The organism is Paraburkholderia sp. PGU19 (genome assembly GCF_013426915.1).
Taxonomy (GTDB): Bacteria; Pseudomonadota; Gammaproteobacteria; order Burkholderiales; family Burkholderiaceae; genus Paraburkholderia.
The window spans coordinates 1980314-2007041 of the sequence record NZ_AP023181.1; the positions used below are offsets into that span (position 1 = coordinate 1980314).

At 61.4% G+C, this 26728-nt stretch carries 27 protein-coding genes; 22 read left to right on the forward strand and 5 right to left on the reverse strand.

The genetic code is table 11. The annotated features are described in order from the left end of the window. Nucleotides 1–2 precede the first annotated feature (2 nt). The 11 genes from H1204_RS38590 (at nucleotide 3) to H1204_RS38640 (ending at nucleotide 11055) form a co-directional block, all read left to right on the forward strand. Complete coding sequence (locus H1204_RS38590; protein WP_180733921.1) at nucleotides 3–1205, forward strand: type II secretion system F family protein; 1203 nt, start codon at nucleotides 3–5, stop codon at nucleotides 1203–1205. 14 nt (nucleotides 1206–1219) lie between these two features. Then, a complete protein-coding gene (locus H1204_RS38595) occupies nucleotides 1220–2950 on the forward strand; it encodes a GspE/PulE family protein (RefSeq protein WP_180733922.1) in 1731 nt (576 codons plus the stop codon). Further along, the gene (locus H1204_RS38600; RefSeq protein ID WP_180733923.1) at nucleotides 2931–3845 is read left to right on the forward strand and encodes a hypothetical protein; all 915 of its coding nucleotides are present in this window, start codon (nucleotides 2931–2933) and stop codon (nucleotides 3843–3845) included. Before H1204_RS38595 ends, H1204_RS38600 begins: the two co-directional genes overlap by 20 nt. Then, nucleotides 3842–4372 (forward strand): hypothetical protein, encoded by a 531-nt coding sequence (locus H1204_RS38605; RefSeq protein ID WP_180733924.1) that lies wholly within the window; start codon nucleotides 3842–3844, stop codon nucleotides 4370–4372. Before H1204_RS38600 ends, H1204_RS38605 begins: the two co-directional genes overlap by 4 nt. Next, a complete protein-coding gene (locus tag H1204_RS38610) occupies nucleotides 4369–4935 on the forward strand; it encodes a hypothetical protein (RefSeq protein WP_180733925.1) in 567 nt (188 codons plus the stop codon). The genes H1204_RS38605 and H1204_RS38610 overlap by 4 nt, the downstream gene beginning before the upstream one ends. Further along, nucleotides 4932–5510: a hypothetical protein gene (locus H1204_RS38615; RefSeq protein WP_180733926.1), complete on the forward strand. Its 579-nt coding sequence runs from the start codon at nucleotides 4932–4934 to the stop codon at nucleotides 5508–5510. The genes H1204_RS38610 and H1204_RS38615 overlap by 4 nt, the downstream gene beginning before the upstream one ends. Nucleotides 5511–5524: 14 nt before the next feature. Further along, nucleotides 5525–7810, forward strand: coding sequence for a secretin N-terminal domain-containing protein (locus H1204_RS38620; RefSeq protein WP_180733927.1), 2286 nt, complete (start codon nucleotides 5525–5527; stop codon nucleotides 7808–7810). Nucleotides 7811–7813: 3 nt separating this feature from the next. Then, nucleotides 7814–8359: a type II secretion system protein gene (locus tag H1204_RS38625; RefSeq protein ID WP_180733928.1), complete on the forward strand. Its 546-nt coding sequence runs from the start codon at nucleotides 7814–7816 to the stop codon at nucleotides 8357–8359. Between the two features lie 8 nt (nucleotides 8360–8367). Further along, nucleotides 8368–8760, forward strand: coding sequence for a type II secretion system protein (locus H1204_RS38630; RefSeq protein WP_180733929.1), 393 nt, complete (start codon nucleotides 8368–8370; stop codon nucleotides 8758–8760). Continuing rightward, nucleotides 8757–9377: a type II secretion system protein gene (locus tag H1204_RS38635; protein ID WP_180733930.1), complete on the forward strand. Its 621-nt coding sequence runs from the start codon at nucleotides 8757–8759 to the stop codon at nucleotides 9375–9377. The genes H1204_RS38630 and H1204_RS38635 overlap by 4 nt, the downstream gene beginning before the upstream one ends. A gap of 292 nt (nucleotides 9378–9669) precedes the next feature. Then, the gene (locus H1204_RS38640; protein ID WP_180733931.1) at nucleotides 9670–11055 is read left to right on the forward strand and encodes a sigma-54 dependent transcriptional regulator; all 1386 of its coding nucleotides are present in this window, start codon (nucleotides 9670–9672) and stop codon (nucleotides 11053–11055) included. 159 nt (nucleotides 11056–11214) lie between these two features. Here the strand turns inward: H1204_RS38640 and H1204_RS38645 are convergent, their stop codons facing one another. Next, entirely contained in the window at nucleotides 11215–12342 is a 1128-nt protein-coding gene (locus H1204_RS38645) for a porin (protein ID WP_180733932.1), read from the reverse strand. A 441-nt stretch (nucleotides 12343–12783) separates the two neighbouring features. On the opposite strand from H1204_RS38645, the gene H1204_RS38650 reads away from it, so the two are divergent. The 9 genes from H1204_RS38650 to H1204_RS38690 are packed head-to-tail and all read left to right on the forward strand — an operon-like array spanning nucleotide 12784 to nucleotide 20899. Beyond that, entirely contained in the window at nucleotides 12784–13815 is a 1032-nt protein-coding gene (locus H1204_RS38650; protein ID WP_180733933.1) for an ABC transporter substrate-binding protein, read from the forward strand. Between the two features lie 3 nt (nucleotides 13816–13818). Continuing rightward, on the forward strand, nucleotides 13819–14652 hold the full coding sequence (locus tag H1204_RS38655; RefSeq protein WP_180733934.1) for an ABC transporter ATP-binding protein: 834 nt from the start codon (nucleotides 13819–13821) through the stop codon (nucleotides 14650–14652). Next, on the forward strand, nucleotides 14652–15491 hold the full coding sequence (locus H1204_RS38660) for an ABC transporter permease (protein WP_091779620.1): 840 nt from the start codon (nucleotides 14652–14654) through the stop codon (nucleotides 15489–15491). The genes H1204_RS38655 and H1204_RS38660 overlap by 1 nt, the downstream gene beginning before the upstream one ends. A gap of 33 nt (nucleotides 15492–15524) precedes the next feature. After that, nucleotides 15525–16910, forward strand: coding sequence for an FAD-dependent oxidoreductase (locus H1204_RS38665; RefSeq protein WP_180733935.1), 1386 nt, complete (start codon nucleotides 15525–15527; stop codon nucleotides 16908–16910). After that, nucleotides 16907–18085, forward strand: a complete 1179-nt coding sequence (locus H1204_RS38670) for a CoA transferase (protein ID WP_180733936.1) — start codon at nucleotides 16907–16909, stop codon at nucleotides 18083–18085. Before H1204_RS38665 ends, H1204_RS38670 begins: the two co-directional genes overlap by 4 nt. Next, nucleotides 18082–18855 carry an enoyl-CoA hydratase-related protein gene (locus H1204_RS38675; protein ID WP_180733937.1) on the forward strand — a complete coding sequence of 258 codons (774 nt, stop codon included), beginning with the start codon at nucleotides 18082–18084 and terminating at the stop codon, nucleotides 18853–18855. The genes H1204_RS38670 and H1204_RS38675 overlap by 4 nt, the downstream gene beginning before the upstream one ends. Further along, nucleotides 18855–19190 (forward strand): ferredoxin, encoded by a 336-nt coding sequence (gene fdxA, locus H1204_RS38680; RefSeq protein WP_180733938.1) that lies wholly within the window; start codon nucleotides 18855–18857, stop codon nucleotides 19188–19190. The genes H1204_RS38675 and fdxA overlap by 1 nt, the downstream gene beginning before the upstream one ends. A 9-nt stretch (nucleotides 19191–19199) precedes the next feature. Then, complete coding sequence (locus H1204_RS38685; RefSeq protein WP_091779612.1) at nucleotides 19200–20114, forward strand: LysR family transcriptional regulator; 915 nt, start codon at nucleotides 19200–19202, stop codon at nucleotides 20112–20114. A gap of 23 nt (nucleotides 20115–20137) precedes the next feature. Continuing rightward, nucleotides 20138–20899: a glucose 1-dehydrogenase gene (locus H1204_RS38690; RefSeq protein WP_180733939.1), complete on the forward strand. Its 762-nt coding sequence runs from the start codon at nucleotides 20138–20140 to the stop codon at nucleotides 20897–20899. 364 nt (nucleotides 20900–21263) lie between these two features. Here H1204_RS38690 and H1204_RS38695 read toward each other — a convergent pair whose 3' ends face one another. The 4 genes from H1204_RS38695 to H1204_RS38710 all read right to left on the reverse strand — a co-directional run bounded on the left by H1204_RS38695 (nucleotide 21264) and on the right by H1204_RS38710 (nucleotide 25581). Then, complete coding sequence (locus tag H1204_RS38695; protein WP_243468857.1) at nucleotides 21264–22049, reverse strand: DUF2459 domain-containing protein; 786 nt, start codon at nucleotides 22047–22049, stop codon at nucleotides 21264–21266. A gap of 269 nt (nucleotides 22050–22318) precedes the next feature. Next, a complete protein-coding gene (locus H1204_RS38700; RefSeq protein ID WP_180733940.1) occupies nucleotides 22319–23500 on the reverse strand; it encodes a porin in 1182 nt (393 codons plus the stop codon). A 298-nt stretch (nucleotides 23501–23798) separates the two neighbouring features. Beyond that, nucleotides 23799–24836, reverse strand: coding sequence for a hypothetical protein (locus H1204_RS38705; RefSeq protein WP_180733941.1), 1038 nt, complete (start codon nucleotides 24834–24836; stop codon nucleotides 23799–23801). Nucleotides 24837–25176: 340 nt separating this feature from the next. Then, nucleotides 25177–25581 carry a hypothetical protein gene (locus H1204_RS38710; RefSeq protein ID WP_180733942.1) on the reverse strand — a complete coding sequence of 135 codons (405 nt, stop codon included), beginning with the start codon at nucleotides 25579–25581 and terminating at the stop codon, nucleotides 25177–25179. Between the two features lie 20 nt (nucleotides 25582–25601). Here H1204_RS38710 and H1204_RS38715 point away from each other — a divergent pair, with 20 nt between their 5' ends. Further along, nucleotides 25602–25940: a hypothetical protein gene (locus tag H1204_RS38715; RefSeq protein ID WP_180733943.1), complete on the forward strand. Its 339-nt coding sequence runs from the start codon at nucleotides 25602–25604 to the stop codon at nucleotides 25938–25940. Nucleotides 25941–26034: 94 nt separating this feature from the next. After that, nucleotides 26035–26727 (forward strand): potassium channel family protein, encoded by a 693-nt coding sequence (locus H1204_RS38720; protein WP_180733944.1) that lies wholly within the window; start codon nucleotides 26035–26037, stop codon nucleotides 26725–26727. Nucleotide 26728: the final 1 nt, after the last annotated feature.

A 26728-nucleotide genomic window follows, 5' to 3' on the forward strand; every position in this document is an offset into this window, starting at 1 on the left:
ACGTGAAGTATGTGCTGCGGGTCTTCGATACGAACGGGGCGGTGCAGACGGTGCACGTCGAGAGCGATTCGACGGCGGCGGCCACGTCTCTCGCCCGCGCGCGCGGGCTGCGTGTCGTGTCGGTGCGCGGCGAGCGCGGCAGCGCGCGTTTGCGCCTGCGCACGCCTGCGCTCGCGCGCGGCAAGTTCAATGTCGAACTCTTCGCACGCGAACTCGCAGCGCTGCTTTCGGCGGGCGTCGGTGTGGTCGATGCGTTGCGCACGCTCGCGAGCAACGAGCGCCGCGAACGTTCCGCCGCCGTGTATCGCGGGTTGTTGCGGCGGCTCGAAGAAGGCCAGTCGTTGTCGGCGGCGCTCGAACAGGCCAGCGACGTTTTCCCCGCCGTGCTCGTCGCCTGTGTGAAAGCGAGCGAGCAGACGGGCGGTCTCGCAGACAGTCTCACGCGCTATTCGCGCAACAGCGCGATGCTGCATGAACTGCGGGGACGGGTGGTGTCCGCGGCGATCTATCCGACGGTGCTACTGGTGGTTGGCGCGGTAGTCGTGCTCTTTCTGTTGGGCTTCGTCGTCCCGCGCTTCGCGACGCTGCTCGAACATAGCGGGCGCGAACTACCGCTTCTTTCTCAATTGCTGATCGCGTGGGGCAGCATGGTTCACGCGCATGGCAAGGAACTCGCAACGGGCTTCGCCGTGCTCGTGTTCGTTGCGGCCATCGTGCTGCGCCGCCCTTCCGCGCGCGACTGGATTGCCGACCGCATGCTCGCGTTGCCGGGCATCGGCGAATACTTTCGGGTGTTCCGTCAATCGCAGTTCTTCCGCACCACGGCGATGCTCGTCGACGGCGGCATCCCGGCCATCCGTGCATTCGATCTTGCGCGTGGGCTCGTCGGTCGTTCCGATCAGGCATCGCTTGCGCGTGCGCTCGATCAGGTGCGCAACGGCGCGAAGATTTCCGACGCGTTCCAGCAGGCGTCGCTGGCTGATGCGATCACGTACCGGCTGTTGACCGTCGCGGAGAAAACTGGCGGTCTCGGGCCCGTGCTCGACCGGATCGCGGCGTTTCAGGAATCACAGGTGGCGCGCGCAATCGATCTGATCTCACGGCTGATCGAGCCCGCGATGATGATCTTCATTGGCATCGTGATCGGCGGCATTGTCGTGCTGATGTACATGCCGATCTTCGAAATCGCATCGAGCGTTCAATAGCAGGCGAGGATCTCATGGACACGGCGAGCATCGCGAACGGCATCGGCGGAACGGGCGGCGTCGATCTGCGCGATGCGCTGCGCACCCTCGCCGAGCGTCACGGCTCCGGCCTGCGCGCGCTCGAAGATCTGCTCGCGCAGATGCCCGTCAGCCCCGACGAAGTGCTCGCGCAACTCGCTGTGCAATGTCACATGCAGCCGATCACGATGCATGCGCTGAACGCGCTGCAGCCGGATTTCGACGTCGTACCGTTCGTCGAGGCGACGACCCGCCTGTGCATCTGCTTTCGCGATACCGAAGACTCCGCGGCGGGACGCGGCCTGTTGTTCGTGATCGCCGATCCGCTCGACCGGCGCACGCGCGGCAGTATCGAGCAACGCATGCGCGCGCGGCCCGCCGTGCCGTATCGCTGGGCGCTCGCGAGTATCGGCGACATCACCGCGTGGCTCGCGGTGCGCGAGAAGGACGTGCGCGCGATGGACTCGCTTGCGTTCGACCAGACGACCCAGCATGCCGCTGATCCCGCGTCGCTTGCGCTGACGCTGCAAGGCATCAGCAACGACGACAGCGCCGTCGTGCGCCTGCTGAATTCGACGATCTATGACGCCCTGAAAATGATGGCGAGCGACATACACCTCGAATGCCGCGCGCATGGGCTGATGATCAAATGCCGTGTCGACGGCGTGCTGACGGTGGTGGGGCGCGTCGAAGGGCGCGACGTCGCGGATCAGGTGCTGTCGCGCGTGAAAGTCATTTCGGAACTCGACATCGCCGAGCGCCGCGTGCCTCAGGACGGACGTTTCAAGGCCGTCTATGCGGGCCGCGAGATCGATTTTCGCGTGTCGATCATGCCGAACCAGTTCGGCGAAGACGCGGTGCTGCGCATTCTGGATCGCTATCAGCTGTCGCAGGCGTCGGGCGGCCTCACGCTCGAAGCGCTCGGTTTCCAGCAGGAAGACACGCGTTTCATGCGCACGGTCGCCGCGATGCCGTACGGCATGCTGCTCGTCACGGGGCCGACGGGCAGCGGCAAGACGACGACGCTCTACGCGATCCTCACGGAGATCAACGACGGACTTGAAAAGATCGTGACCATAGAGGACCCCGTCGAGTATCAACTGGGCGACATTCTGCAGATTCCCGTCAACGAGGCAAAAGGGCTGACATTCGCGCGCGGTCTTCGCTCGATCCTGCGCCATGATCCAGACAAGATCATGGTCGGTGAAATTCGCGATCCGGAGACGGCGCAAATTGCGGTGCAGGCGGCATTGACAGGCCACCAGGTCTTCACGACTGTGCACGCGAACAATGTATTCGACGTGATCGGCCGCTTCACGAACATGGACGTCGACCCCTACAGCTTCGTGTCGGCACTGAACGGCGTGATCGCGCAACGACTCTTGCGCCAGTGCTGCCCGGACTGTGTCGCCGAAGATACCGTCGATGCCGATGCACTTGCGCGATCGGGCATTGATCCGGATGCGGCGGGCGGCTATCTGTTCCGGCGCGGCATGGGCTGCGCAGCCTGCCGCGGTAGCGGCTATCGCGGACGGCGCGCCGTCGCGGAAGCGTTGCGCATGGACGACGAACTGCGGCAACTGCTGTCCGAACGCGCGCCGCTTACGCAGATCAAGGCGGCCGCATTCCGGCAGGGCATGACGACGCTGCGAAGCGCGGCGATCAAGCTCGTGCGGCAGGGCGAGACGACCCTCGAGGAGATCAACCGTGTCACCATGGTCGATTGATTCGCCCAGCGCGGACATCAACATCGGCATCGGCACGCGCGAGGTCTTTGTTGGGCCGCGCTGGCCGCGCTGGACGCTGGCGCACAAGCCCACTTCGGCCACCGGGCCGCGAAGCGTGCCGATGCCCGAAACCCAATGGTTCACGCAAGCGGGTGTATTCGACGCACTGCGCGTAGCGCTCGAACCCGCGCCGGATAGCGTCGTGCCACAAGCGTCGCGTATGCCTTCCCGAACGCGCGGCGCCCATATCGTGCTCGACGACTTCTGGGGCAACCACGCGATACTGCGTGGCGACTTCCGCACGTTGCGCGCACGAGAAATCGACGAGATCGCACGTGCGCATTTCGTCGATACGTATGGTGTCGATGGCGAAACCATCGTTGTGCGCGCATGTGTGCAGCGCGGCGGACGCGCGATGTTTGCCAGCGCGTTGCCGCGCGCGCTGGTGGATGGCATGGGCGAGGCGAGTGCGTCGGCCGGCGCCCGCGTGCTGGCGTTGAAACTGTGCCTGCCTGAAATGCTCAACCGGACGCTGCCCGGCATGCCTCGCGCAAACGCGATGATCGTGTTCGCCGCCGACGCGTTGATCCAGGCGGTGCTGATAGAAGCGGGTTGCTGGGCCTGTTATGACGCGCAGCGCCTTTTCGCTGGCGACGCATGCGATCCCGCAAAAGTCACGCTGCTCGCGGAACAGGCGTTCGAACGCTGCGCGGAACGTACGACGCTCAGACGCGAGGATTGCGCGCTGGGCTTCTACGGCTCCCGCATTGCAATCGATCTCGCTGCGCTGCAAGCGCGCTTTGCGAGCGTGACTACGCTGGCTCCGTCGAATGCCTGTGATGCACTTGAGGGGATCGAGAGCTTTGCGCGCCATCTGCTGGAGTACGCGCAATGATCCAGCGATTCGACATCGACTTCGCTCGCCGCCGGTCACGCCTCGCGCCAGCGGGACTCATCGTGCTGTGCATTGCGATTTGCGCGCTGCTTGCGAGCGGCGTGCGGCTGTGGCAGGCATTCAATGACAACGAGCAGGTGCAGGAACGGTTGGACGAAGCGCGTCATCGCGTGCTCGCCAAAGCGCATCTTGTCAGGGCGCAACCAACGCCCGCGGCGATGCATGCGGAAAAGCAGAGCCTTGCGGTGCTGAGTGAACTGACGGTGCCGTGGCAGGACCTGTTGTCGATTGTCGAGGACTATCCGGACCATGATGTCGCGCTGATCGGCATCGATCAGAATCCGGTGCAGAGCCAGATTCGCATTACGGCGGAAGCGAAGAACTTCGACGCGATGATCGCGTATCTGCGCTATCTGCAATCGAGCAAGCTATTGCGTGAGGCCGTGCTCAACGATCACGAGATCGAAGCCAATGTTCCGGGCACGCCCGTCCGGTTTCAGGTTACCGCCGTGTGGAGCCGCTCATGAACGTCGAGCTTGTGCGCGAGCGCTGCCTGACCCTGCGTTTCGAATTGATGCGGCGCTTCGGTGTAGCGGGGATCGCAGGCATCGCGTTGCTATGTGCTGCTGCCGTCGTGGCCGATGGCGCGATGCGCATGCAAAGCGACACGCTCACGCTATCGAACGAGGTTCGGCCTGCCCGTACCGCGAAGCAGGCAGACGTTGCCCACGACGCGGGTTCGTACACGGATACCGCCGTGCTCGCGAGCTTGCCCGATCTCTTTCCGCGTTTCGCGCATAGCGCGGACGATATCGCGGCGATACTCGCGCACGCCCATGACAGCAATCTGGCAGTCGGCTCGGCGGAATACGTCGTCGTTGCCGATCCAGGCGGACGTTACGTGCGCTATCAGATGCTGCTGCCCGTCAAGGACCAGTACGTCACGATTCGCCGGTTTCTTGCGTCGGTGCTCAACAGCGTGCCGAACGCGGCGTTGCGCGAGATTCACGTCGAACGGCCCGCCGTGGACGGCAGCGTGCTCGATGCTCGCGTCCGGTTCGAACTCGTATACGGGACGGCGCGGCCATGAGTACCGTTCTCGTTCGCCGCTTGCTGCTGGGCATGTGCCTGATCGCGACGATCGCGCTTTCCGTGAAGGCGTGGCGCGCTCCGGAAGGATCATCGGCGATGGCGGCTGTGAGTGTCGCGCGTCATGACGTCGCGTTGGCGGCTTCTTCGGTTCACTCCGCTGCAAAACACGACCGCGCGAAATCGTCCGGCAAAGCAACGCAGGCAGCGAGCGAAAAGACCGCGAACGAAAAGCTCGCGAGGTTGCGCAAGCCCATGTCGCTCGAATCGCGTAACAACCCGTTTGCCGCCTCGTCGTGGCTGCCACCTCCGCCCCCACCGGTACAGGCTGCGCCCGAGCCTCCGCCGCCGCCGACCGCGCCGCCCGTGCCGTATGTGTATCTCGGCAAACTGGACGGTTCGACGCTCAAGCCACGTGTTTTTCTCAGCAGTGGCGATCAGTTGGTGATCGTGTCTCAGGGAGAAGTCGTCGATGGACAGTACCGCGTCGAGTCGATCTCCGACGCTGACATCGTGCTGATGTATCTGCCGTTGAATCAAAGGCAGGTCATACCCATGCAAAGCGAAGGAAAATGAGCGAAGGAACATAAATGACAGCCGCATGCAGCCGCGATCGGAGCCGCAACGGGGACAGCGGCTCATCTACGCGCTATCCACCGCATTCCGCGCCCCTCACGCATGGCTCGCCCCGTGTCCCGCTCACGAAGCGCCAGGCCGCGTGCATCGCATTGGCCGTGCTGGCGTTGGGCGGCTGCGTGACACCGCCCGCTACGCGCCAGAACGATCCCACCAACGCGCAATTGCAGATCGACTATCTGCACGATCGCGACGCGCGCGTGAATGCATTGCTCGACGATGCGGACGCGTATCGCGCGAGCTATCAGTATGACCTCGCGGTCAAGGCGCTTGGCCAGGCTTACCAGATCGACCCGACGAGCGAGCGCGGCCGCAAGATCGGCGCCGCGCTCGACCGCGACCGGCGCGACCTCACGAGTTTGCAGGAAGCCGACCGCATGATGCAGCGCGGCTCGTACTCGCTTGCGGAAGAGCGCGTGCATCGGGTGCTGGCGCAGAACCCGACCAATCCGATGGCGCAGCAGATGCTGAGGGATATCCAGGACAAACGTAATCAGCAGCGCGCGCTGAAGGAGGAAAAGATCACCGCGTCCATCATGCGGACGCCCGTCACGCTGCAGTTTCGCGATGCCAATGTGCGGATGGTGTTCGAAGCGCTGTCGAAAACGACGGGGCTCAACGTGATTTTCGATCGTGACGTGCGCGCCGACCTGAAGACGACCATCTTCGTGACGAACGCGACGCTGCAGGACACCGTCGACATGATCCTGATGCAGAGCCAGCTCGACAAGAAGCAACTGAACGCGAATACGCTCTTCATCTATCCGGCGACGCCGGCGAAGGAACTGGAGTATCAGGAACTGAAGGTGCGCACGTTCCAGTTGTCCAATGTCGATGCGAAGCAGATTCAGGGCTTGCTGAAGAGCCTGCTGAAGCTGAAGGAAGTGGTCGTCGACGAACGGTCGAACACCGTCACGATACGCGGCACGCCCGATACGATCCGCGTGGCCGAGGAAATGATTGCCGCGCAGGATATCCCCGAGCCCGAAGTGATGATGGAAGTGCAGGTGCTGGAAGTCTCGCACGATCGCATGACCGACCTTGGCATCGAATGGCCGAACACGTTCACCATGTCGACACCCGCCACGGCCAATACCTGGGGCGAGTTGCATCACCTGCCCATCAATGCGCTCAACGTGAGCGGCCTGTCCGCGACGGCCAATTTCAAACTCAGCGATACCGATGCCAACCTGCTCGCCAGTCCGCGCATTCGCGCGCGCAACAAGGAGAAGGCGCGCATTCTGATTGGCGACAAGGTGCCTGTGATTTCGAGTTCGAGCACGCCGAGCACGAGTGGACCGTCCTATACGCAGATGGTCCAGTACCTCGACGTCGGCATCAAGCTCGAAGTCGAGCCGCAGGTCTATCGGGACGGCGATGTCGGCATCAAGCTGAACCTGGAAGTGAGCAATATCACCAAGGTTATCCAGAGCGACAGTTCGCAGGCAGGACTAACGACGCTTGCTTATCAGATCGGCACGCGTAACGCGTCGACGAGTCTGCGTTTGCGCGACGGCGAAACGCAGATTCTCGGCGGCCTGATTTCCGATGAGGACCGAACGACGGCCGACAAGGTGCCGGGCCTCGGCCAGTTGCCCCTGCTCGGACGGCTCTTTTCCAATCACAACGGCGACCATGTGAAGACGGAGATCGTGCTGCAGATCACACCGCATATCGTGCGCCCGCAGATCGCCGCTGACGCGGATACGCAGGAAGTCTGGTCGGGCACCGACGTCAACGTGCACTCGGAGCAGTTGCGGCTCGACCCGGTCGTCGCGGAACTGGAACCGGCCGTGCCGCGTCCCGTCGTCCGTACGCCAGGCAGCGTGGGCGGCGGCACGACGGGCGGCGCGGCCGCCACGCCGCACAGCAGCACGCAGGGCCGGCCAACCACCCAGCCGCCCGCGAGCGCGTTCGGCCAGTTGCCTCCGGCGCCACGCACGGCGCCGCCGCAGCAACCGTACGGCGGCCGCTATTCGACCTTGCCGGCGCCGCCAGTGCCGCCCGCGAACGGCGCCACGCCGCCCGCCGATCAAGGCGCCGCCGACGTGCAGTCGAGCGGCGAGAACGGCAACGGCAGTGCGGCACAGACCCCGTCCGCCGCACCCGGTGCGCAGATGGCGCCTCCGCCCGCTCCCGCGCTGTCAGCGCCGCCCGCGCCTCCGTCGAACCTCGTGATGCCGCCAGGCGACATGCCGAGCGACAACCCGCTGCGTCCAATCCAGAACGGCGGGTACTGAACGATGTCTCGCCTCGTGCGTCCAGACCGTTGCAGCATTGCGCGCCGTGCGAGGCCGCGTGGATTCACGCTGGTCGAACTCGTGGTCACGCTTGCGCTCGTCGGCATTCTGGCGCTTGCTGTCGTGCCGTTTTCGCAACTGATCGTGCAGCGCGAAAAGGAACAGCAACTGAGCGGCGCATTGCGCGAGATCCGTACCGCCCTCGACGCCTACAAGGAAGCGAGCGACGCCGGTCTTATCGAGCGGGAAGCGGAAGCTTCCGGCTATCCGCCTTCGCTTGCGGTGCTGGTGGACGGCGTGAAGAACGTGAAGGACCCGAAGGGCGGCCTGCTGATGTTCCTGCGCCGCGTGCCGCGCGACCCGTTCTTCGCTGGCGACGCCGATACACCGCCTGAAGACACCTGGAGCCTGCGCGCGTTCGGCGACCCGCCCGCGCATGCCGACGGTAGTGATGCATCTGAACGCGGCAACGCGGGCAAGGACGTGTTCGACGTCACGTCGAGGTCGGATCGCGTCGGCATCAATGGCATTCCCTATCGACAGTGGTGAGCGCGATCATGAAACGCATCGATACGCGCCGGCGCGATGCCGGCTTCACGCTGATCGAACTGGTGGTCGTGATGGCGATCATCGGGCTGTTGCTGACCATCGCACTGCCGAGTTACATGCACAGCATCGATCGCGGCAAGGAACAGGTGCGTGCGCAGAATCTCGCCGTGATGCGCGATGCGATTGACAAGTACTACGGCGACAACGCCGCCTATCCCGATACGCTCGACGAGCTTGTGACGCGACACTATCTGCGCGCGATTCCCGTCGATCCCGTCAACGGTGACGACAAATGGGCGATCGTCGCGTCGCCGGATGACACGAAGCCGGGTGTCTACGATATCGTGCCCGCCAGCAGCCCGCAGGGCACGGCTTCCGGTGACGCGGGAGCGGGCAAATGAGGTTCGGGGCAGCGTGTGGCCGCCGCGCGACTGCGCATGTCGGGCATGTCGCGCGCGATCGCGGTCTCGTGATGTTGACGTTGCTGATCGCGTTGATGCTGCTCTCCGTCGCGATGATGGGCGCGCTCGATGTCTGGTCGCTGCAACGCAAACGGGAAAACGAGCAGCAACTGCTGTTCGTCGGCAACCAGTACCGGCTCGCGATATTGCGCTACTACCGCGCTGGGCGCACGCTGCCCGCGTCCGTCGACGAACTGCTCAACGACACCCGTGTTCCCGAGCCGCTGCATCATCTGCGGCGCGCGTATGCCGATCCCATCACCGGGCAGAACGATTGGGTCTATATGTATCAGGCGGGAAGGATGGCGGGCTTGCACAGCAGTTCGATGGATGCGCCCGTCAAGCGGGCCAACTTTCCCCGACAGTTCGAAGACTTCGAAGGACAGCAGACCTACGCAGGCTGGCAGTTCTTCTATTTGCCACCGATTCAGCGCGGCTATTCCAACAGCGATACCCCTGCGAAGCCAGCGAGACCGGGTACAGCAGGTGCGCCATTCGATCCGATGAACGACGGATTGACGCACTACACCCCTCGTCCGTTCGGCGCATCGCATTGACGATCGGCATCAAGCTGATTGAAATCCACCTGTTTGCATCCATCGTTGCAGGTCCAACGTCAAGGTTGTGTCATTGATTCTCATTACCTGGATGTTCACTGCAGGTTATGAGGCTTACCGCACACATGGCGAATGATTTGCACGCAAATAGCCCATTCCATTTCGAATAGAAAACCGATCTTAAGCCGTTCTTAAGCTGCACTCGCCGACACTTCCATTACGGTGCAATTTCGCTTCCTTGTCAGCACGATCAGCTTTTCTTTCGAATCAAAATCAAACAGAGAGGCTTCATATGGACTCTGTGACGAGGATGCTCTATCACGTTTGCCGCGGGAACCGCGCGTTGCCCGATGCGCTGCTGCCGACAACGGGATGGGCGATCGACCGGATCGACATCAGTGCGCGGACGAAACATCGAACACGGCTCGCTGCGGGCGCAGGCGGATTGCTCGATATTGCGTCGATGAAGTTTCCACGCGACATGGACGCGCTCACGGAGGTGCTGGCGACGCGCGACGTCGGCTGGGTCGCGGCGCTCCAGCATGGGCAACTGGAAGACGCGACGATTCGCTCCGTTGTCCGTAGTCACTGTATCAGCTACATCACGCTACCGACGACGGCCGTCGAGCTCGGACACGCCGTGGGTCACGCGCGCGGCATGTGCTCACTGGGCGGAACCACGACGGCTGAACCGTTGACTGTTGTCGATGGTGACATGATCGGATCGTGCGATGCGATGCTCCAGTTATTTCGCACGGTGCGCAAGGTCGCGATGTGCAACGCCCCGGTTCTTATCCAGGGGGAGTCGGGTACAGGCAAGGAACTGACTGCATTCGCCATTCACCGGCGTTCAGAGCGACGTCATGCACCGTTTGTCGCGATCAACTGCGGCGCGATCCCTGTGCATCTCGTTACGTCGGAACTCTTCGGCTATGAGCGCGGCGCTTTCACGGGCGCGAATGAGCGGAAGACGGGGCGCATTGAGTCGGCAAATGGCGGTACGGTATTTCTCGACGAAATTGCCGATCTGCCGTTGGAAAGCCAGGTGACGCTACTGCGGTTTCTGCAGGAGCACAGCATCGAACGACTCGGAGGCTTGTGCTCGATCGATGTGGACGTGAGAATCGTTTGTGCGACCAACGTCGATCTGGAGCGCGCGGTGCGCGAAGGCCGGTTTCGCGAGGATCTTTATCACAGGCTGAGTGTGCTCCAGATCGAAGAGCCGCCGCTGCGCGCACGAGGTGCGGACGTCGAGCTTTTGGCGCGGCATCTGCTTGACCAGTTGCGCGTGGATTCGCGCCGCCGGATTCGCGGCTTTTCCGAAGACGCGATTCGGGCACTGCGTGCGCACGACTGGCCCGGCAACGTCCGCGAATTGAGGAATCGTGTGTGGCGTGCGGTTGTAATGTTCGACAGCTCTGTCATCACGGCGAGTGACCTGGGCCTTGCGCACTATGTCGACGCGCGCACGGTGTCGCTCGACCAGGTGCGGCGCCGCGCCGAGCAACAGGCAGTCGAAAGGGCCTTGCTGCGTCATCGCGGCAGAGTCGCGGACGCGGCGCGCGATCTCGGTATTTCGCGCGTCACGCTGTACCGGCTGCTCGAGTCGTATGGGTTCGATATTGCTGCGTTTCTGAGGGGCTTGCGCACCGATCGCTCGCTAACGGTGGTTCGCTAGATCGCGCCGACGGGGCCGAACGGCAGCCGCAAGCGTCTCGCTGCGAATTCGAACGAATACGCAACGACATGCGATGACCAGGCGTGTGCCACCAGGCGTTGGCAAGAAACACCCGCGAATCACAGTCACACGCCTTGATAGTGTGTTGCGAGATTCTCTTTACCAACGATGCCGTAGACCCACTACGGCCGAGACTTGTGTTTTAGTGGTCGATGGCGAAAGCGTATAGATCTGCGCGAATTGCGCATCGCCAGCGGCTTTCTGATAAATGCCAACCAGATACACATCCGTCCGCTTGCTCAGGAAGTACACCGCGCCAGCGTTGACCTGATGCCATTTCGGACTTGTTTCCTGGGGACGGTATTGTCCCGTCGTGAAGATGTATGCCGTCCCGAGCATCAGATCCGGAAGAACATAATCGGTCAATGAGGCTTCGAAGTTCTGCAGCGTCAGTCTGGATTGGTCAAGATATTCGAAGCGCGCATTCGTATAGAGCAGAGACAGGTTCGCATTTCCAAACGCGTAGGCGCCACCCGTGCCGAACATTCGCTGCTTACTCACGCCTGCGTTGGTCGCAGGGTTGGTAACGAAAGGTGAAGTGAAGCCGTAGTCCCCGACCACCGCGCCATTGGGATTGGCGGGGTCATTCGGCATTTTGACCTGAAGGTAAGCCACGCCCAGGGAGAACGGTCCCCTGTGATATTGAGCAGCCGCGCTGATGGCGTTGTTGTCCGAGAAATCCCCAGCCTTGTTCGAAAAACCGTAAAGCCCTTCGAACTGGAGTCCACCGTAATCGACGCTCTTGTACTGCACCGCATTGTTGATGCGGAAAGTATCGAAGACGTTATCGCTGTCGCCGATATGCGCGCCATATGCGGCAAACTGGCAGGCAGACGAAAAAATGCACAACGTGACGGCCTCGTCATATTGGCGGCCGACCGTGACCGTGCCCAGACTGTTGGATGACACGCCGACGAAGGCTTGCCGGCCAAACAACCGGCCGCCTTGCGACAGGGCGCCATTGCCGATGCTGTAACCGCCTTCCAGCGTAAAGATCGTCTTGAGTCCCCCACCCAGGTCTTCGACCCCTCTCATCCCCCACCGCGGCGTCTGCATCGGACCGCTTGCGAACTGCCAGGTTGAATGCCCCTGTTTGTCGGCTCCCTTCTGATTGTTCGCATACACGATTCCGCTTGAGATCAAACCATAGAGCGTTACGCTGCTCTGAGCGAATGCCGTCTGACAGGCGAGAGCGGTTGCAGCAATGACGATAGCGCGTCGAATCATGATTTCCTTGAGTGCTGGCTGATTGTTTGAAATACAGCTCGATTAATTTAGGAAAGCGAATTGAATCGTCTGCATGACGGGACCTTGGCGTGCCGTCGTGTTGAATCTGACACGGATTGCATGAGCGAGGCCGTCTCTTGCCTGCCTCACTAGCGACCGATTCTTGCGGAACAAAAATCGCGTCGGCTAGCACTGAATTTGACCCGCAGTGAGCGAATTTTCAGAGCGGGTGGTCGTGTTACGTGCGCGGCAGGTGCGCAGCTTCGAAATCATGCACCATATCGGTGCATTCCGATGGGTGAGCTAAAATCGGCATCACTCGTCTTCAAAATTGATGCTAGCGGGGACACTTTCGGCTGCTGAGAATGCACTTAGCCGGCAGCACTCGGAAAGCAACAGACCGGTTCCCCCTTGAATCCAGGACTATCGGAGGAGTGAAACATGTCAGTAGTCGAGAATGCGGGGCGCAGGCGTTTGCTGCGAATGACGCTCGCGGCGGGCGGCATGGCGGCGACAGGCGCACTGCTTTCGGTGCGCGCGCTAGCGGGTGAAAAAGCGTCCATCAATATGCAACTGGGATGGGTCCCGGGCGGCAATCAGGTTGGTGAGGTGGTCGCGAAGAGACTGGGTTTTTACGAGCAGGAAGGAATAAATTTCCAGATTCAACCAGGCGGCCCGAATATCGACGGCGTCGCGATCGTCGCCTCGGGGCGCTTCGAGACGGGCGAAATCTCATCGAGCCCGTCGATCATGCTGGCCGTCTCGGAAGGGCTGCCGATCAAATGTATCGCCGCCGGACTGCAGCAGCATCCGTACACCTTCTTCTCGTTGAAGAAAAACCCGATTCGCACGCCGCACGACATGATCGGCAAGCGTATCGGCATTCAGGCGACGGGGATGGTACTGCTCAAGGCGTTGCTGACCAAGAACAAGATTCCCGAAAGCCAGGTCAACATCGTGCCGATCGGCGCCGACATGATGCCGCTTCTGAGCGGGCAGGTGGATGCCGTCACCGGCTGGCAAACCAATACCACCGCGCTCAAGCCGCTTGGTGCGGACCGCGTCGATCTGCGGCTGTGGGACACGGGCGTGCGTCTCTATGCATTGCCGTACTACACGACCACGGCGACGCTGAAGGACCATCCCGATACCGTCAGCCGCTTCATGCGCGCAACGGCACGCGGCTGGATTTATGCGAACACTCATCGCGATCAGGCCGTCGACCTGCTCATCAAGGAATACCCGAACCTGAATCATGCGGATGAGCGCATCGCAATCGATTCGTTGATGAGCTACGCCTTCAACCAGACAACGCAGACTCAAGGCTGGGGAGCGATGGATCCGAAAGTCTGGGAAGAACAGATCTCGACCTACGGACAGCTCGGCCAGTTCAGGGCGCATCAACCCAAGGTAGAGGACGTCATGACGATGGACGTGCTCAACGCTACCCGTTCCTCACGACTTCTGGTGTAACCCATGCAAGCTGCCACCTTCAATCCGCCGCGCGCGGAGTGGGCAAACTCGCCCTTCGCGGCGCCGAACGCCGGCGCCTTGTCAATCAGTTGCCGGAATATCAATGTCCGCTTCTTCACCGACCGGCGCAGCGTCACTGCGATCGAAGGTCTGAGTCTGGACGTTGCGGCGGGTGAATTCCTGACGCTTCTCGGGCCCTCCGGTTGTGGCAAGTCGACGTTCCTGCGCGTCGTCGCCGATCTGGTCAAGCCGAGCCGGGGCGAGATCAGCGTGCTTGGCGCCGCGCCCAATGTCGCGCGGGAGCGACGCGATATCGGTTTCGTGTTTCAGGACGCGGCGCTCCTGCCCTGGCGCACAGCGCTGCAGAACGTGCAACTGCCGCTGCAAGTAGCGAACGGAAAGAATCGCGCTGGCCGCGCCACGCCCCGCGAACTGCTGGAACTGGTCGGACTCAAGGGGCGCGAGGACGCCTATCCCCATGAGATGTCGGGCGGTATGCGCCAGCGGGTCGCTATCGCACGCGCACTGGTCAGCGATCCGAAGGTGCTGTTGATGGATGAGCCCTTCGGCGCGCTCGACGAAATCACGCGTGACCGCCTCAACGAAGAACTGCGCCGGGTCTGGAAAGAGATGGGACTCACGACGCTGTTCGTCACGCACAGCATCTACGAAGCGGCGTTTCTCGGTCAGCGCGTATTGATGCTGGCTGCCAATCCCGGCCGGGTGAAGGAGATCGTGCCCGTCAACCTGCCTGAAAACCGCACGCTCGATATCCGCGAGACCCGTGAATTCGTCGAACTCGCCGCGTATCTGCGGCGTGTACTGGAGACCTGCTGATGGCTACGTCTGAAATCCACCTGAATATGTCTTCGCCCACCGTCGACGACGAAGCACTGGCCTGGGCCGCACGCCGGCGTCAGCAAATGTGGCGCGCGCGCATGTTGCCGGCAATCGGCGTTGCCGGTCTTCTCTTCACCTGGTGGGCGGTGGTTGCGGGTTTTCATGTCAAACCGTTCATCGCACCGTCGCCGATGCTCGTGCTGGAGACCTTCGTTAGCAAGCGCGATGTGCTGATTCAGAACCTGCTGCCAACAGCCATCGAGGCATCGCTAGGCTTTTTGCTGGGGAATCTCGCGGCGATCCTGCTGGCAACCGTCTTTGTGCACAACAAGACATTGCGCGACATCTTCTACCCGGTCGCCGTGATGATCAATTCGATTCCCGTCGTCGCCAAGGCACCCATTCTCGTGCTGATCATGGGCAACGGCCTCGAACCGAAAATCACGATCGCCGCGATCGTCTGCTTCTTTCCGACGCTGGTGAACATGGTGCGCGGACTCAATGCCGTCAATCCGCAGGCCATGGAGTTGATGCAGATCCTCTCGGCCAGCAAGCGCGAGATTTTCTTCAAGCTTCGGGTTTTCTCATCGCTGCCGTATCTCTTCTCCGCGCTGCGCATCGCTGCGTCGATGTCGGTGATCGGCGCAGTGGTGGGCGAATGGATCGGAGCGACACAGGGCATCGGCGCGATGATTATCCAGGCGACCTATAACTTCGATTCCGCGCTGCTGTACACGGCAATCATCATGAGCGCCATCTTGGCGGGCGCATTTTTTCTGGTCATCGCGGCACTCGAGCGCTGCCTCATCAAATGGCAACCCGAAAGCACGCATTGAGCTGAGCGACAAGCAATTCTGAAAGGAGACGAAATGAACATGATCAGCGAATTGATCCAGGAACCCGCTCGCGACGTGCGCGTGGCCGCGAAGGCGAATGTCGTCGTAGTTGGCGGTGGTCCCGCAGGCCTGTCGGCGGCGATCGGTGCGGCGCGAAACGGCGCGGAAGTCATTCTTCTCGAACGTTACAACCATCTTGGCGGGCTCGCATCGGGCGGCATGGTGCTGGTACTCGACGACATGTGGGACAACCACCTGCATGAAATCTCTGTGCGCGGCACCTGCATGACATTCATCGAACGGATGGCGGCGCGCAAGCTTGCCGTATTTCCGCGTTCGCACGAATGGGGCGAAGATCCCGCTGCTTATCGCCAGTGGGGACGTTGGGGCACATTCGATTTCCACAGCCAGAAGACGCCGCATCCCGTGTGCTTCGCGGCGGCTTTCGATCCCGACGCGATGAAGCGCGTCGCGCTCGAAATGGTGGAAGAACTGGGTATCAAGCTTCGGCTGCACTCGTGGTTTTCGCAAACCCTCGTCGAGGACGGCCAGGTGAAGGGCGTGATCTGCGATACGAAAAGCGGACGGGAAGCGATTCTTGCCGACGTCGTGATCGACGCGACGGGCGACCTGGATGTTGCTGCGTCGGCGGGTGTGCCGCATGTGGGCGGCACGTACATCACGACGACGGTATTTCGTCTCGGTGGTGTCGACACGGATGCGGCAGAGCGTTTCGAGGCCGAAGAGCCAGAGGCGTTCGCGCTGCTCGACCGCCAGATCAAGCGCATTCTCGGCGGCTCGTGGGGCTACTGGTGGCTCAAGACGCCATTGCCGGGCGTCGTGTGGTGCAACTGCCCGCACATGGCGGGACTCGATGGCCTCAACCCCGAGGATCTGACGCGCGCCGAGATGCAAGGCCGCAAGCATATCCATGCCGTGGTGGATTTCGTGCGCGAAAAGCTGCCGGGTTTCGAAAACTGCTTTGTGATCGATGTCGCGCCGCAAACGGGCGTGCGTCAGACTCGCCTGCTCGAAGGCGAATATGTGATGAGCAAGGAGGATCTCGCGCAGCGCACGCGCTTCGAGGACAGCATCGCTCGCGGTCGCGACTATTACATGCCATACCGCGTGTTGCTGCCGAAACAGATCGACAACCTGCTCGTTGCAGGCCGTCACTATTCGGCGACGTCGCAGGCGCAAAAGATGTCGCGCGAAATTCCTCCTTGCATGGCGATGGGCGAAGCCGCCGGCGTTGCGGCAGCGCTTGCGCTCGGCGCGGGCGTGTCCGTCCGCCATGTCGACGTGGGCGCTTTACAGAAGACATTGCGGGCCCAAGGAGCGGACCCAGGGGACCAGACTGGCCGCAACGCGGACATTCCGCCGCTTGCCGTTCACATCGACGCGAGGGCTGCAGCATGACGAGCAATAACAGCGCAATTACGCAGGATTTGCCGCTTCACGGCGTTCGCATCATCGACTTGACGCAGGTCATGATGGGCCCGGTCTGCACGCAGATGCTGGCCGATTATGGCGCGGACGTCATCAAGGTCGAGCGCATCGGCGCAGGTGATCTGAGCCGTTCGACATTCGAACCTGTCGCGGGCGCCGACAACCCGATCTTCTGCAGCCTCAACCGCAACAAGCGCAGCCTCGAACTCGATTTGCGCGATGCCGGGCAGATGGCGGCATTGAAGCAGCTGATCGCCGACGCGGATGTAGTCGTCAGCAACTTTCGCGCAGGCGTGATGGATCGGATGGGCATCGGTTACGAGGCATGCCAGAGCCTGAACCCCCGCATCATTTATGCCGTGGGGACCGGCTTCGGCGAAACGGGACCCTACGCGCACAAGGGTGGGCAGGACGTGCTCGCGCAGGCGATGAGCGGTGTGATGGCGCGCCGCGCGGATGAGTCGCTGCCGATCTCGGTGTACCCGACCGCGCTCGCCGACTATTCCGCGGGCATGCACATGGTGCAGGGCATCCTGCTTGCATTGCTGCATCGCGAGCGGACGGGGGAAGGGCAGAAGGTCAACGTGTCGCTGTACAACTCGATGCTCGCGATACAGATGCAGGAGGCGGCGATGATCATGATGGCCGACTCCGAAGTGAACTGGGCAGCCATGCCGCTTTCAGGTGTGTTCGATACCCAGGATGGCGCGCTCGTCCTGGTCGGCGCATTCAAGCCGAATCCGCTTCGCGATATCTGCGCGGCGCTGCAGATCGACGATCTGTCCGTCGATCCACGCTATTGCAATCTGAACGAGCAGTTCCGCCATAAGGACCAGTTGCAAAGCATCTTCCGCGAGCGCTTCGCAAGCAACACGCGGGACTTCTGGCTCGCGCGACTGGAAGAGCAGGATCTGCTTTGCGCCCCGGTGCGCGATCTGCGAGAAGCACTCGTCGACCCGCAGACACTGCACAACCGCCTCATCATCGAAGGAGAAGGTGAAGGCCAGCCGGTGCGCTTCATCGGCAGTCCGATCGAGCTGTCGCGGGCGCCTGTCGAGTTGCGGCGCGCTCCGCCAAGGCTCGGGCAGCATACCAGCGAGATTCTCAACCAGTTGCGCGGAACGGTCGCGCCGGAGGTCGCATGAGCGTAAGACTGGTAATCGAGCAACACGTGGCCACTGTGACGTTGGCTCGCCCGGAGGCCCTCAATGCCGTGGACCTGGAAACCGAGAGCGAACTGCAGCGCGTCTGGAACGAACTGGAGCACAACCGGGATATACGCGTCGTCGTGCTGACGGGCGAGGGTGACCGTGCGTTCTGCGTGGGGGCCGATCTCAAGAACCCGTCGATGAGCGGGCTCGAATACTGGGCCGCGCCGCGCCCGGGTGGATTTGGCGGCATCGCGCTGCGCGAAACGCTGAACGTGCCTGTGATTGCTCGCGTGAACGGCTATGCGCTCGGCGGCGGATTTGAAATGGTACTCGGATGCGATCTCGTCGTTGCGTGCGAAGAGGCCAGCTTTGGCTTGCCGGAGGCGCTTGTCGGACGCATGCCACTCGATGGGGGCATGACGCTTCTGCAGCGTCAGATCCCTTACCGGCAGGCCATGGCAATGCTGTTGACGGGGCGCCGGGTGTCCGCACGCGAAGCGCTCGACATGGGGCTGGTCAACGAAGTCGTGCCACGTGTGGAACTGGATGCGGCCATCGAGCGCTGGGTCGAGGGGTTGCTCGCGTGTGCGCCGCTTTCGCTTCAGGCGATCAAGCAGGTGGTGCGGCGGACCTCGACGCTTTCAGCGGCGGAGGCTCAGGCGCTGCGGCTGCCTGCACTCGTGTCCGCGTTGCAATCCGAGGATGCTCACGAAGGCGTGCGCGCCTTCCAGGAGAAGCGCAAACCTCGCTGGAGCGGACGCTAATGGCTTACGTCATCACGTCGCCATGCATCGACGTCAAGGACGGCGCCTGTGTGCAATGCTGTCCCGTCGACTGCATCTACGAAGGCGAGCGCACGCTGTACATTCATCCCGATGAATGCATCAGTTGCGGGGTGTGTGTGTCGGTGTGCCCGACGGAGGCCATCTATCACGAGGACGAGGTTCCGCAAACGGAGGTTCGATTCACCTGCGTCAACCGGGAGTTCTTCGAGGACCCTGTCAGTGCGCTGGGTTCACCTGGTGGCGCATGCGACGTCGGCAAGATATCGTGCGACCATCCCGTGGTCGCCGGGTGGCCGGCGCGCGCAGTGAATTGAGGCAACACGATGCATGCGAATGTCCTGAAGTATTTCGTTGAAGTGGCGCGTTGCGGATCGATCCGGAAGGCTGCACAAAACCTGTATGTCGCGTCGAGTGCAGTCAACCGGCAGATTCTCAAGCTCGAATCGGAGATGGGAGCGGAACTGTTCGACCGGCTGCCGAATGGCATTCGCCTGAACGCGGCGGGAGAGCGTGTGCTCCAGCATATCCGTTCGACACTGAACGACTTTCATCTGATGCGCAGTGAACTCGACGCATTGAAGGGGGAGCGCAAAGGGCATGTGTCGGTGGCGGCGATGGACTCGCTTTTCGTCGACTTTCTGCCCGCCACGGTGGAAGAGTTCTCCGAGTCTTACCCGGCCGTGACGTATTCGATTGCCGCCGTGCCGCCTCACGATGTTCCCGCCCGGCTGGTGAGCGGCGAATATGACCTCGGCATTTCGTACGTCACGAAGCTGCCGGCCGGCCTCGATGTCGTGACGGAAGTGTCCCTGCCGCCTGGGGTCGTGATGGCTTCGTCGCACCCGTTGGCGAAGAAGGAGCGTATCAGCTTCGAAGAATGCCGCAACCATGCGTTTCTCAGACTCGAAGGACGCTCGCCGATTCAGGGTGTCGTGGCGAACGATTTTCACGAGTATTGGGAATCACTGAAGCCTAGCGTGACATGCAATTCGACAACGCTTCTCAAGCGCCTGATCGCCTCGGGTCGAGGTATTTCGTTTTTCTCCAAACTGGCGTTTCTCGACGAACTGGCGCGAGGCGAAGTGGTATGGCGGCCGCTTGACGATGTGAATGTCAACGCGCTCACCGTCGGCGTCATTGCGCCGAATCAACGCGCACTGGCCCATGTGACGCTTCAGTTCGTCGACCGGATGGTAAGACGTCTGAAGCACGTCGAATTGTCGTTGCGCGGAATCTGATCAATCAACATGGCGGAACATCTATGCGAGATTTGAACAACAAGGTGGTGTTGATCACTGGTGCAAGTTCCGGCATCGGGGCCGCACTCGCCCGCGCATTCGGCGGATGCGGGTCCAGGGTCGCCGTTCACTATCGGAGTGGTGCGTCAGCGGCGCAATCTGTCGTGTCGCAGATCAAGGAGACGGGCGGTGACGCGATTGCCGTGCAAGCCGACATTACCGAGTCCGGCCAGGTGGATGAGATGGTGACGAAGGTGCACGCGCACTTCGGACGCATCGACGTTCTGGTGAACAACGCGGGCGGATTTGTGCGGCGTGCGCCCATTGTCGAAGCAGACGACGACTATATCGACGACGTCTTTCGTCTCAACGCGCGGTCCGTGGTCGCAGTGAGCCGCCGCGTCATTCCTCTGATGGCGGCAGCGGGCGGTGGAAACATCATCAACGTGACGACGCAAGCAGCCCGGACAGGCGGCGGCCCCGGTGCCGGGCTCTATGCGGCATGCAAGGGTTTCGTGTCAACCATCACGCGGACGATGGCGAAAGAGTTGGTGGGCGAGAAAATCCGTGTCAATGCGGTGGCACCCGGTGTGATCGAAACACCTTTCCATGACGGACACTCCAGCCCGGAGATTCTCAAGCGCTTTTCTGCGGCTATTCCAATGGGGCGTTTAGGCACCGCTGAAGAATGTACGGGGGCGTTTCTGTTTCTGGCTAGTGACGAAGCGAGTAGCTATGTCACGGGGCAAATTATCGAAGTCAACGGCGGTCAGGTCATGCCTTGAGCTGATATTTGCCAACGTTGGGTGGAGGGGCCCATTTCAGTTTCCACCTGATCTGTACGCTTCAGCACGGATGTTGGGCAACGTTCGACCGAGACCGCACATACCGCGGTTAACGGGAACGGTGCGGCCACGCAAGCGAGACTCATCAGTTGTTACCTATACTCCAGCTAGGGCGAGTCGAGGTTCCGGACGCCCGCATCGGCACCCGCCCGACCTCACCTGGAGATCGTCATGGCAAGGTTCAGATTCTTTGCACGCTCGCTGGCATTGCTACCACTGCTGGCCCTGACCGGCTGCATCTCGCTGAGCAGCAGTGACTCTTCGCCTCAGCCGAACTCTCACACGGTCGTCGTGCCTGCAGGTTCTACCGTGGTATGCACGCCCGGTCCGTGCCAGTGAAGTTGCCGGGGTGCTGGCAGGCGGCAAGGTCGCGCGCCTGTCGAAACACGGTGCTGGCGAACAGTATCGCGCCGTCGACGGGCAATTGCGCGGACCGCAGGGCGTCGGCGGTCCAGGTATTGCAGGTGTAGTAGCCCGCGTAGTTCGCGGTGGCGCCGAAGTACAGGCTGCCGGCATAGGGGCCGTCGCCGAGCCGCACGGGGTGCGATAGCCTGTCGCGCTGCACCGACTGGTCGAGGTAGGCGGCCAGGCCCGCCTTGCCGGCCGCGGCCACCTGCAGCGTGACCACCTTGTCGGCGCCGTAGGCGGCGACGGGCGTGTCGCGCAGCACGGTCATCAGGATCGCGCCGGGGCCGGGCCACAGGGCCGACAGCGTCGCCAGGATGCTGTGCTCCCGCGTCATCGCGAATTCACGCTCGCCGAAGCCGAAGCACAGGTGGGTGGCACCGACGAAGTCCTGCGCCAGCCGCGCCTGCAGGTCCGGCACGTCCTGCACCTGCACGCAGACGTCGGTATGCCAGCCGCGCTCGACCACGTCGATGGTGGTCACCGGTGGTCCGCTGGCGGGAGTGAGCGGGATGGTCGAGCAGGCGGCAAGAAAGGCGGCGAGCGCGAACCCGGCTAGCCGCCCGACCGTTCGCGTCATATGGGTTTGATGATGGGCGTCGCGCATCCAGGAAGTGTAGTCAGCGCCGGCGCCGGTGAGTTCATATGCAACCGCCAGGGCACTCAGGCAACAGGCATTCGACATGCGCCACAAAGCGGCCACCGGCCCCAGCGAATGTTTCTGACCGCAGCTTATGAGGCGGGGCATTGAACGCGTACAGTCGGCTACGAGCAGTTATCGCGAGTCCAACAACACGGCCGCTCGAAGGCCTACTGACCATCCATCAGCCGCCGTGACCCGTGTGTGCTTCGAAGACGAAGCAACAGACAACCATTGTGCATATTCTCAGTCACCGTGGCGAACGAATCCATAGTAACCATGGTCTTTCCGGCAATTCGATCGTTCCTGTGGCATTAGAAGCGATGCCTCAAGCCCACGGTTGCCTCGACCTGATTGCTCGTGGATGACGGCGCGGTGACGCCGTTGATCCACGCCACGCCCAATGGCGAAGTGCCGCTTGGGCTCACCCGTTGCCATGCGCCCTGAACGTAGACATCGGTGCGCAGCGAGAAGTGATAGTCGGCCATTGCACTCACCTGATTCCAATGGGGAACGCCGCCGCCTCCGTTTCCGCCTGCGCGCGAATAGGTGTATGCGCCCGAAAGTTCGACCGCCGGCGTCAGCGCATAGCGGAAGTTGCCCTCGAAGTTCTGGAAAGTTCCACTCAGCCCGGTCTGGAAGAACTGGGTGAGCTTGCTGTGCGAGTACACGAAACCCGCGACAGCCGGGCCAAAAGTGTAGTTCACGCCAGCGCCAAAGGTCTTCTGACTGCTGGCCAGCACGCCTAAAGGCACAGCGGTCGGCGAGAGCGCGCCCTGCAGGGACGATCCCGTTGTATCGGTGACGGCGCCATTTGTATTCAACTGTCCCGGCGTGCGCGCAGAACTGTTGAGCTGAAGGTAACCAGCACCGAAGTTCAGCGCTCCCCATACATAGGACATGCCAAAGCTATAGGCGCGATTGTTCGCGAATCCACCCGCCTGATTGGAAAAGCCGTACAGCCCACCGACCCTGAGGCCACCGAAATCCGGGCTCATGTACTTCACGGAGTTATTAATCTGAAACGAATCGTTCAGGTTGTCATTGTCTAGCGGGTGCGCGAAATGCGTACCGCCGAACTCCGTGCCCGTCAATGAAAGCGGCGCGACAAAGTCGACCATGCCGTCGGTCTGGTGGCCCAGCGTGAGCGCGCCGTACTCGCGGCTCGACAAGCCGACATATGCTTGACGATTGAAGATGCGGTTGCTCGACGAGAACTGCCCGTTGTTCAGATTGAAGCCGCTCTCCAGGGTGAATACGGCCTTCAGCCCCGCGCCGAGGTCTTCTGCCCCGCGCAAGCCCCAGCGACTGTACTGAACCGCACCGCTCGTCATCTCCCAGTTGCTGTGTCCGCCACCCGTCCCGGTAATCTGACTATTCGTGTAGGTTAGACCCGCGTCGATTAGCCCGTAAATCGTCACACTGCTTTGCGCATGCGCGGCTGCGCTGGCCAGTGTGATCATCGTCGTCGCGCCGGTTATAAGTATCTTGTTCATTTTTGCTCCCGCCTAAGACCGAGAGAAACGAGTCTCTTACAACGCATTGAACGCCGGCGTAGATGCCTGCAGGGCGCGGCACCGTGCGGATCATCGTCAGGCAAAGGCGCGATGTTCTTTGAACACTTTATGCGACCGAAGTCAGAACTGCCAACTTCAGATATGGCGGTCGAGCTGCGTTCTGAGGAGTCCCCTGCCTGCCGCCAGATCAGACCACGATGCAACTAGCCATGCGCCCCGAGACACCCGCCGTCCCGTCTCCTGCACGCGCCTGTGTTCGTCCCCGGTAAATTTCCGCTTAGAAGCTCATGGCGAATCCGAAGGACACGCCGTGGACATTATTTCCAAACACGTACCGCACCATCGCACGCGTCCGGGTAACGATGATCGGATATCTGCTGCTATCGAGTTCCAGGCCGACGCCGAGTGAAGTCAGTTCGTTGAAGCCGAGCACCCCCGCACTGTCACCGAAATAATGGGAGTAGGCGAACTCGAGCACGTAACGGACCGGCCGGTCCAGCGCATGCCAGCCGGTTGGCGCACGCCAGCGTGTCCACAGGCTCACTTGCTGCGCCATGGCCGAGCCCTGAACGGCATCGGATGAACTCCCGAAGCTGCGAAGGTAGATATCGGTCGCGCGCAGTTCAGCGTCGATTTCATAGTTCTCGCGGTAATGCTCATAGTCGAGCATTAACGAGCCGCCGTAGCCATACGCGTCCAGCGACCCGTTCTCGAGAAACTGTAGGTTGCGGTCGGTGACGCGATTGAAGATCGACTGCCCTATCTTCAGGTCGCTCGATACGCGGCCGATCGTACCGTTCAGGATCGGACGGAACACCAGTTCGTCCGTAATCCGGAAATCCCAGCCGATGCCGACCGTGCCACTGAAGGTGTTCCATTTTGTCGGCACGGGACGCTGCTCGGCGCCGTCCGTGGCGACGAACGTCGGATCGTAGCGGCTGTAGGCAATCGTCCCTTCCACATATAGAGGAAAGGTCCTGCTGAGCGTGAATCCGCCTCCGAGTTGTGACTGACCGAAACTGGGATTGCCGGTGGTGCCGCTATTGATCGAGAGCGAACTGGTCGTAACATCCGGCACCGTCGTATAGGTCATGACGGCAAGCACGGCATCGGCATGCTGTTTGACGTTGCCACCAACGACGGCCTGGCTCGACAGGGGGGCTTGGGTGGCCTGCGCCAATCCCTGGACAGGATGCAAGGTCACGATCAGGCCGCAGGCAGCTGCCCGTGTGTATCGCGACAACGACGGACGCTTCTGTCGATCTGGCAGGTGCCGCGGCGGGTTGCGCCCCGCCTTGTCGAACCGGATATACATGACGCAGTCCCGTTGTTGGAGCGTTGGGAAATTTTCCCGTGCCTTCCAGCCGGAGCAATGCACGACTTTCGATTCAAGAGGAACTATGGGGCCGCTTTGCCGCGAGGATAGAGGCCCTGGTTGAGGCAGCAAGTTCTGCTGGTTCGCACGACCTTATGATCGTAGGACTGGCTCGTACTGTCGAGCCGAATACCGCGCAACACGCGAATGAACGAGAAATGCGATTCGTTCTTTTTTCGATTTTCCAACCATTTCGACACCTCGTCGCAATGCACGAGATGACTCGGGAGCACGTTCTGACTGTCTGTCATGCGAATGGCACAGTGCAATTCGATGTTACCTATTTTTCAGCTTTGGGCGGAGCGCATTCGCCGGTGGGAACACTGCCGCCGCCGGTGTTCTTCAACGTAAGCGCGAGCCTGCTGCCTCTGTTGGCCGTGATGATCTGCCCGTAACTGACGGTCGGGATAAACTGAATATCGGGTGCCACGGCCACGGCCGGATTTCTCGCGCCGTCCACGGTCAGGTCGAGTTCCACGGTAATCGATTCTATTGCGACGCCCCAGTCCTTTCCGCGCGCCGCCTGATCCTTCTTGAAATTGCACAGGCCTGTCATGACCTGCTCCAATGCGGTGGGAATATCGACGGGTTTTCCTGGGGGAATGGGTGGTGTGTTGCAACCAAGAACGAGAAAAGACACGACAACGATAGCAAGCTGGGCGCGCATCACGATCCCCTGATTCATGAAATAGTCACGAAGCTTCGTTGCAACACAAGCATTCAATGCCTTTGCTTGTGAACCCGGCGGTCGGCCCTCTGCCAACCAGTCAAAATTCTAGTTCAAACCGGCTAGCCGAAAACAAGTTCACGCAATTCGTGCGGCAGAGTGAAAATCATCTGACGAAGCCGGCGGCGCGGAATCGACGATACGGTCCTTCGTCGGAACCTGAATGCGGAATCGGTAAAAAAGAAAAATCGTCTCTTTTGATTTGTTTTCTGCCGGATATCTTCCACAAGAAAGACAAATTCGTTCTATGCCAGTTGCGAAAAAAGGATCGGCGCTTCATTGATGCAATTCTGGCGAGCGTCGCTGCCGACCGATGAGGGTCTATCGCGATTGCAACAAAGCGATTGCGCTGGCATGACGCGCGTGCGACCTTACTAGTCAGCAGCGTGACGAATCGAGCGAGAGATCAACATGGCTATCCATGCCACGCGCAACGCCCTGTCGAATATATTCTTCCAGCGCTGCTTCTGGCTGTTTCTCGTTCTGCTCATTCTCATCGGCGCGGTGTCGTTCGTCCCCGCGAGCGACTACGGCCGCCTGATTCTGAATAGTGTCAACATGTTCCTCCTCATCGCGACAATCGCAGCTGTCGGGCGCACGACGCGGTCGTTCGTCGTCGCGCTGTTACTCGCCGTTCCCGCGGTGTGGTTCCAGTATCTCGGACTCTGGCACGACAGCGACACGGACCTGGCAAGGTCGTGGATGTTCAGCGCCTTACTTTATTTCATGAGCGCCGCATATTTACTCCGCTACGTTTTCCAGCCCAGAATCATGACGCAGGGCAAGCTGTTTGGTGCTGCGGCTGCGTATCTCCTGATCGGTGTGCTCTGGGCGTACCTTTGCGCGATCGTCGGCTTCTTCTATCCGCTTTCGTACATGATCGTCGGCCAACCGGGGCGACTGGTCTATGCCGATGCCCTTTACCTGAGCATCACCGTGCTCACCAGTACCGGCTTCGGAGACATCACGCCCCTCACGCGTCAGGCGCGCGGCCTGTGCATGGTCGAGCAGATAACGGGAGCTCTATTCGTGGCGATACTCATTGCGCGGTTGGCGGGGGTTTATCCGCCACGAGAGAGTTACACCGACGACAGAGCCCCGTAGG

Coding starts and splice junctions, on each gene's coding strand:
- H1204_RS38595 (WP_180733922.1), top strand. CDS start 1,220: ATGGACACGGCGAGCATCGCGAACGGCATCGGCGGAACGGGCGGCGTC.
- H1204_RS38605 (WP_180733924.1), top strand. CDS start 3,842: ATGATCCAGCGATTCGACATCGACTTCGCTCGCCGCCGGTCACGCCTC.
- H1204_RS38610 (WP_180733925.1), top strand. CDS start 4,369: ATGAACGTCGAGCTTGTGCGCGAGCGCTGCCTGACCCTGCGTTTCGAA.
- H1204_RS38615 (WP_180733926.1), top strand. CDS start 4,932: ATGAGTACCGTTCTCGTTCGCCGCTTGCTGCTGGGCATGTGCCTGATC.
- H1204_RS38620 (WP_180733927.1), top strand. CDS start 5,525: ATGACAGCCGCATGCAGCCGCGATCGGAGCCGCAACGGGGACAGCGGC.
- H1204_RS38625 (WP_180733928.1), top strand. CDS start 7,814: ATGTCTCGCCTCGTGCGTCCAGACCGTTGCAGCATTGCGCGCCGTGCG.
- H1204_RS38630 (WP_180733929.1), top strand. CDS start 8,368: ATGAAACGCATCGATACGCGCCGGCGCGATGCCGGCTTCACGCTGATC.
- H1204_RS38635 (WP_180733930.1), top strand. CDS start 8,757: ATGAGGTTCGGGGCAGCGTGTGGCCGCCGCGCGACTGCGCATGTCGGG.
- H1204_RS38640 (WP_180733931.1), top strand. CDS start 9,670: ATGGACTCTGTGACGAGGATGCTCTATCACGTTTGCCGCGGGAACCGC.
- H1204_RS38645 (WP_180733932.1), bottom strand. CDS start 12,342: ATGATTCGACGCGCTATCGTCATTGCTGCAACCGCTCTCGCCTGTCAG.
- H1204_RS38650 (WP_180733933.1), top strand. CDS start 12,784: ATGTCAGTAGTCGAGAATGCGGGGCGCAGGCGTTTGCTGCGAATGACG.
- H1204_RS38655 (WP_180733934.1), top strand. CDS start 13,819: ATGCAAGCTGCCACCTTCAATCCGCCGCGCGCGGAGTGGGCAAACTCG.
- H1204_RS38660 (WP_091779620.1), top strand. CDS start 14,652: ATGGCTACGTCTGAAATCCACCTGAATATGTCTTCGCCCACCGTCGAC.
- H1204_RS38665 (WP_180733935.1), top strand. CDS start 15,525: ATGAACATGATCAGCGAATTGATCCAGGAACCCGCTCGCGACGTGCGC.
- H1204_RS38670 (WP_180733936.1), top strand. CDS start 16,907: ATGACGAGCAATAACAGCGCAATTACGCAGGATTTGCCGCTTCACGGC.
- H1204_RS38675 (WP_180733937.1), top strand. CDS start 18,082: ATGAGCGTAAGACTGGTAATCGAGCAACACGTGGCCACTGTGACGTTG.
- fdxA (WP_180733938.1), top strand. CDS start 18,855: ATGGCTTACGTCATCACGTCGCCATGCATCGACGTCAAGGACGGCGCC.
- H1204_RS38685 (WP_091779612.1), top strand. CDS start 19,200: ATGCATGCGAATGTCCTGAAGTATTTCGTTGAAGTGGCGCGTTGCGGA.
- H1204_RS38690 (WP_180733939.1), top strand. CDS start 20,138: ATGCGAGATTTGAACAACAAGGTGGTGTTGATCACTGGTGCAAGTTCC.
- H1204_RS38695 (WP_243468857.1), bottom strand. CDS start 22,049: ATGTCGAATGCCTGTTGCCTGAGTGCCCTGGCGGTTGCATATGAACTC.
- H1204_RS38700 (WP_180733940.1), bottom strand. CDS start 23,500: ATGAACAAGATACTTATAACCGGCGCGACGACGATGATCACACTGGCC.
- H1204_RS38705 (WP_180733941.1), bottom strand. CDS start 24,836: ATGTATATCCGGTTCGACAAGGCGGGGCGCAACCCGCCGCGGCACCTG.
- H1204_RS38710 (WP_180733942.1), bottom strand. CDS start 25,581: ATGAATCAGGGGATCGTGATGCGCGCCCAGCTTGCTATCGTTGTCGTG.
- H1204_RS38720 (WP_180733944.1), top strand. CDS start 26,035: ATGGCTATCCATGCCACGCGCAACGCCCTGTCGAATATATTCTTCCAG.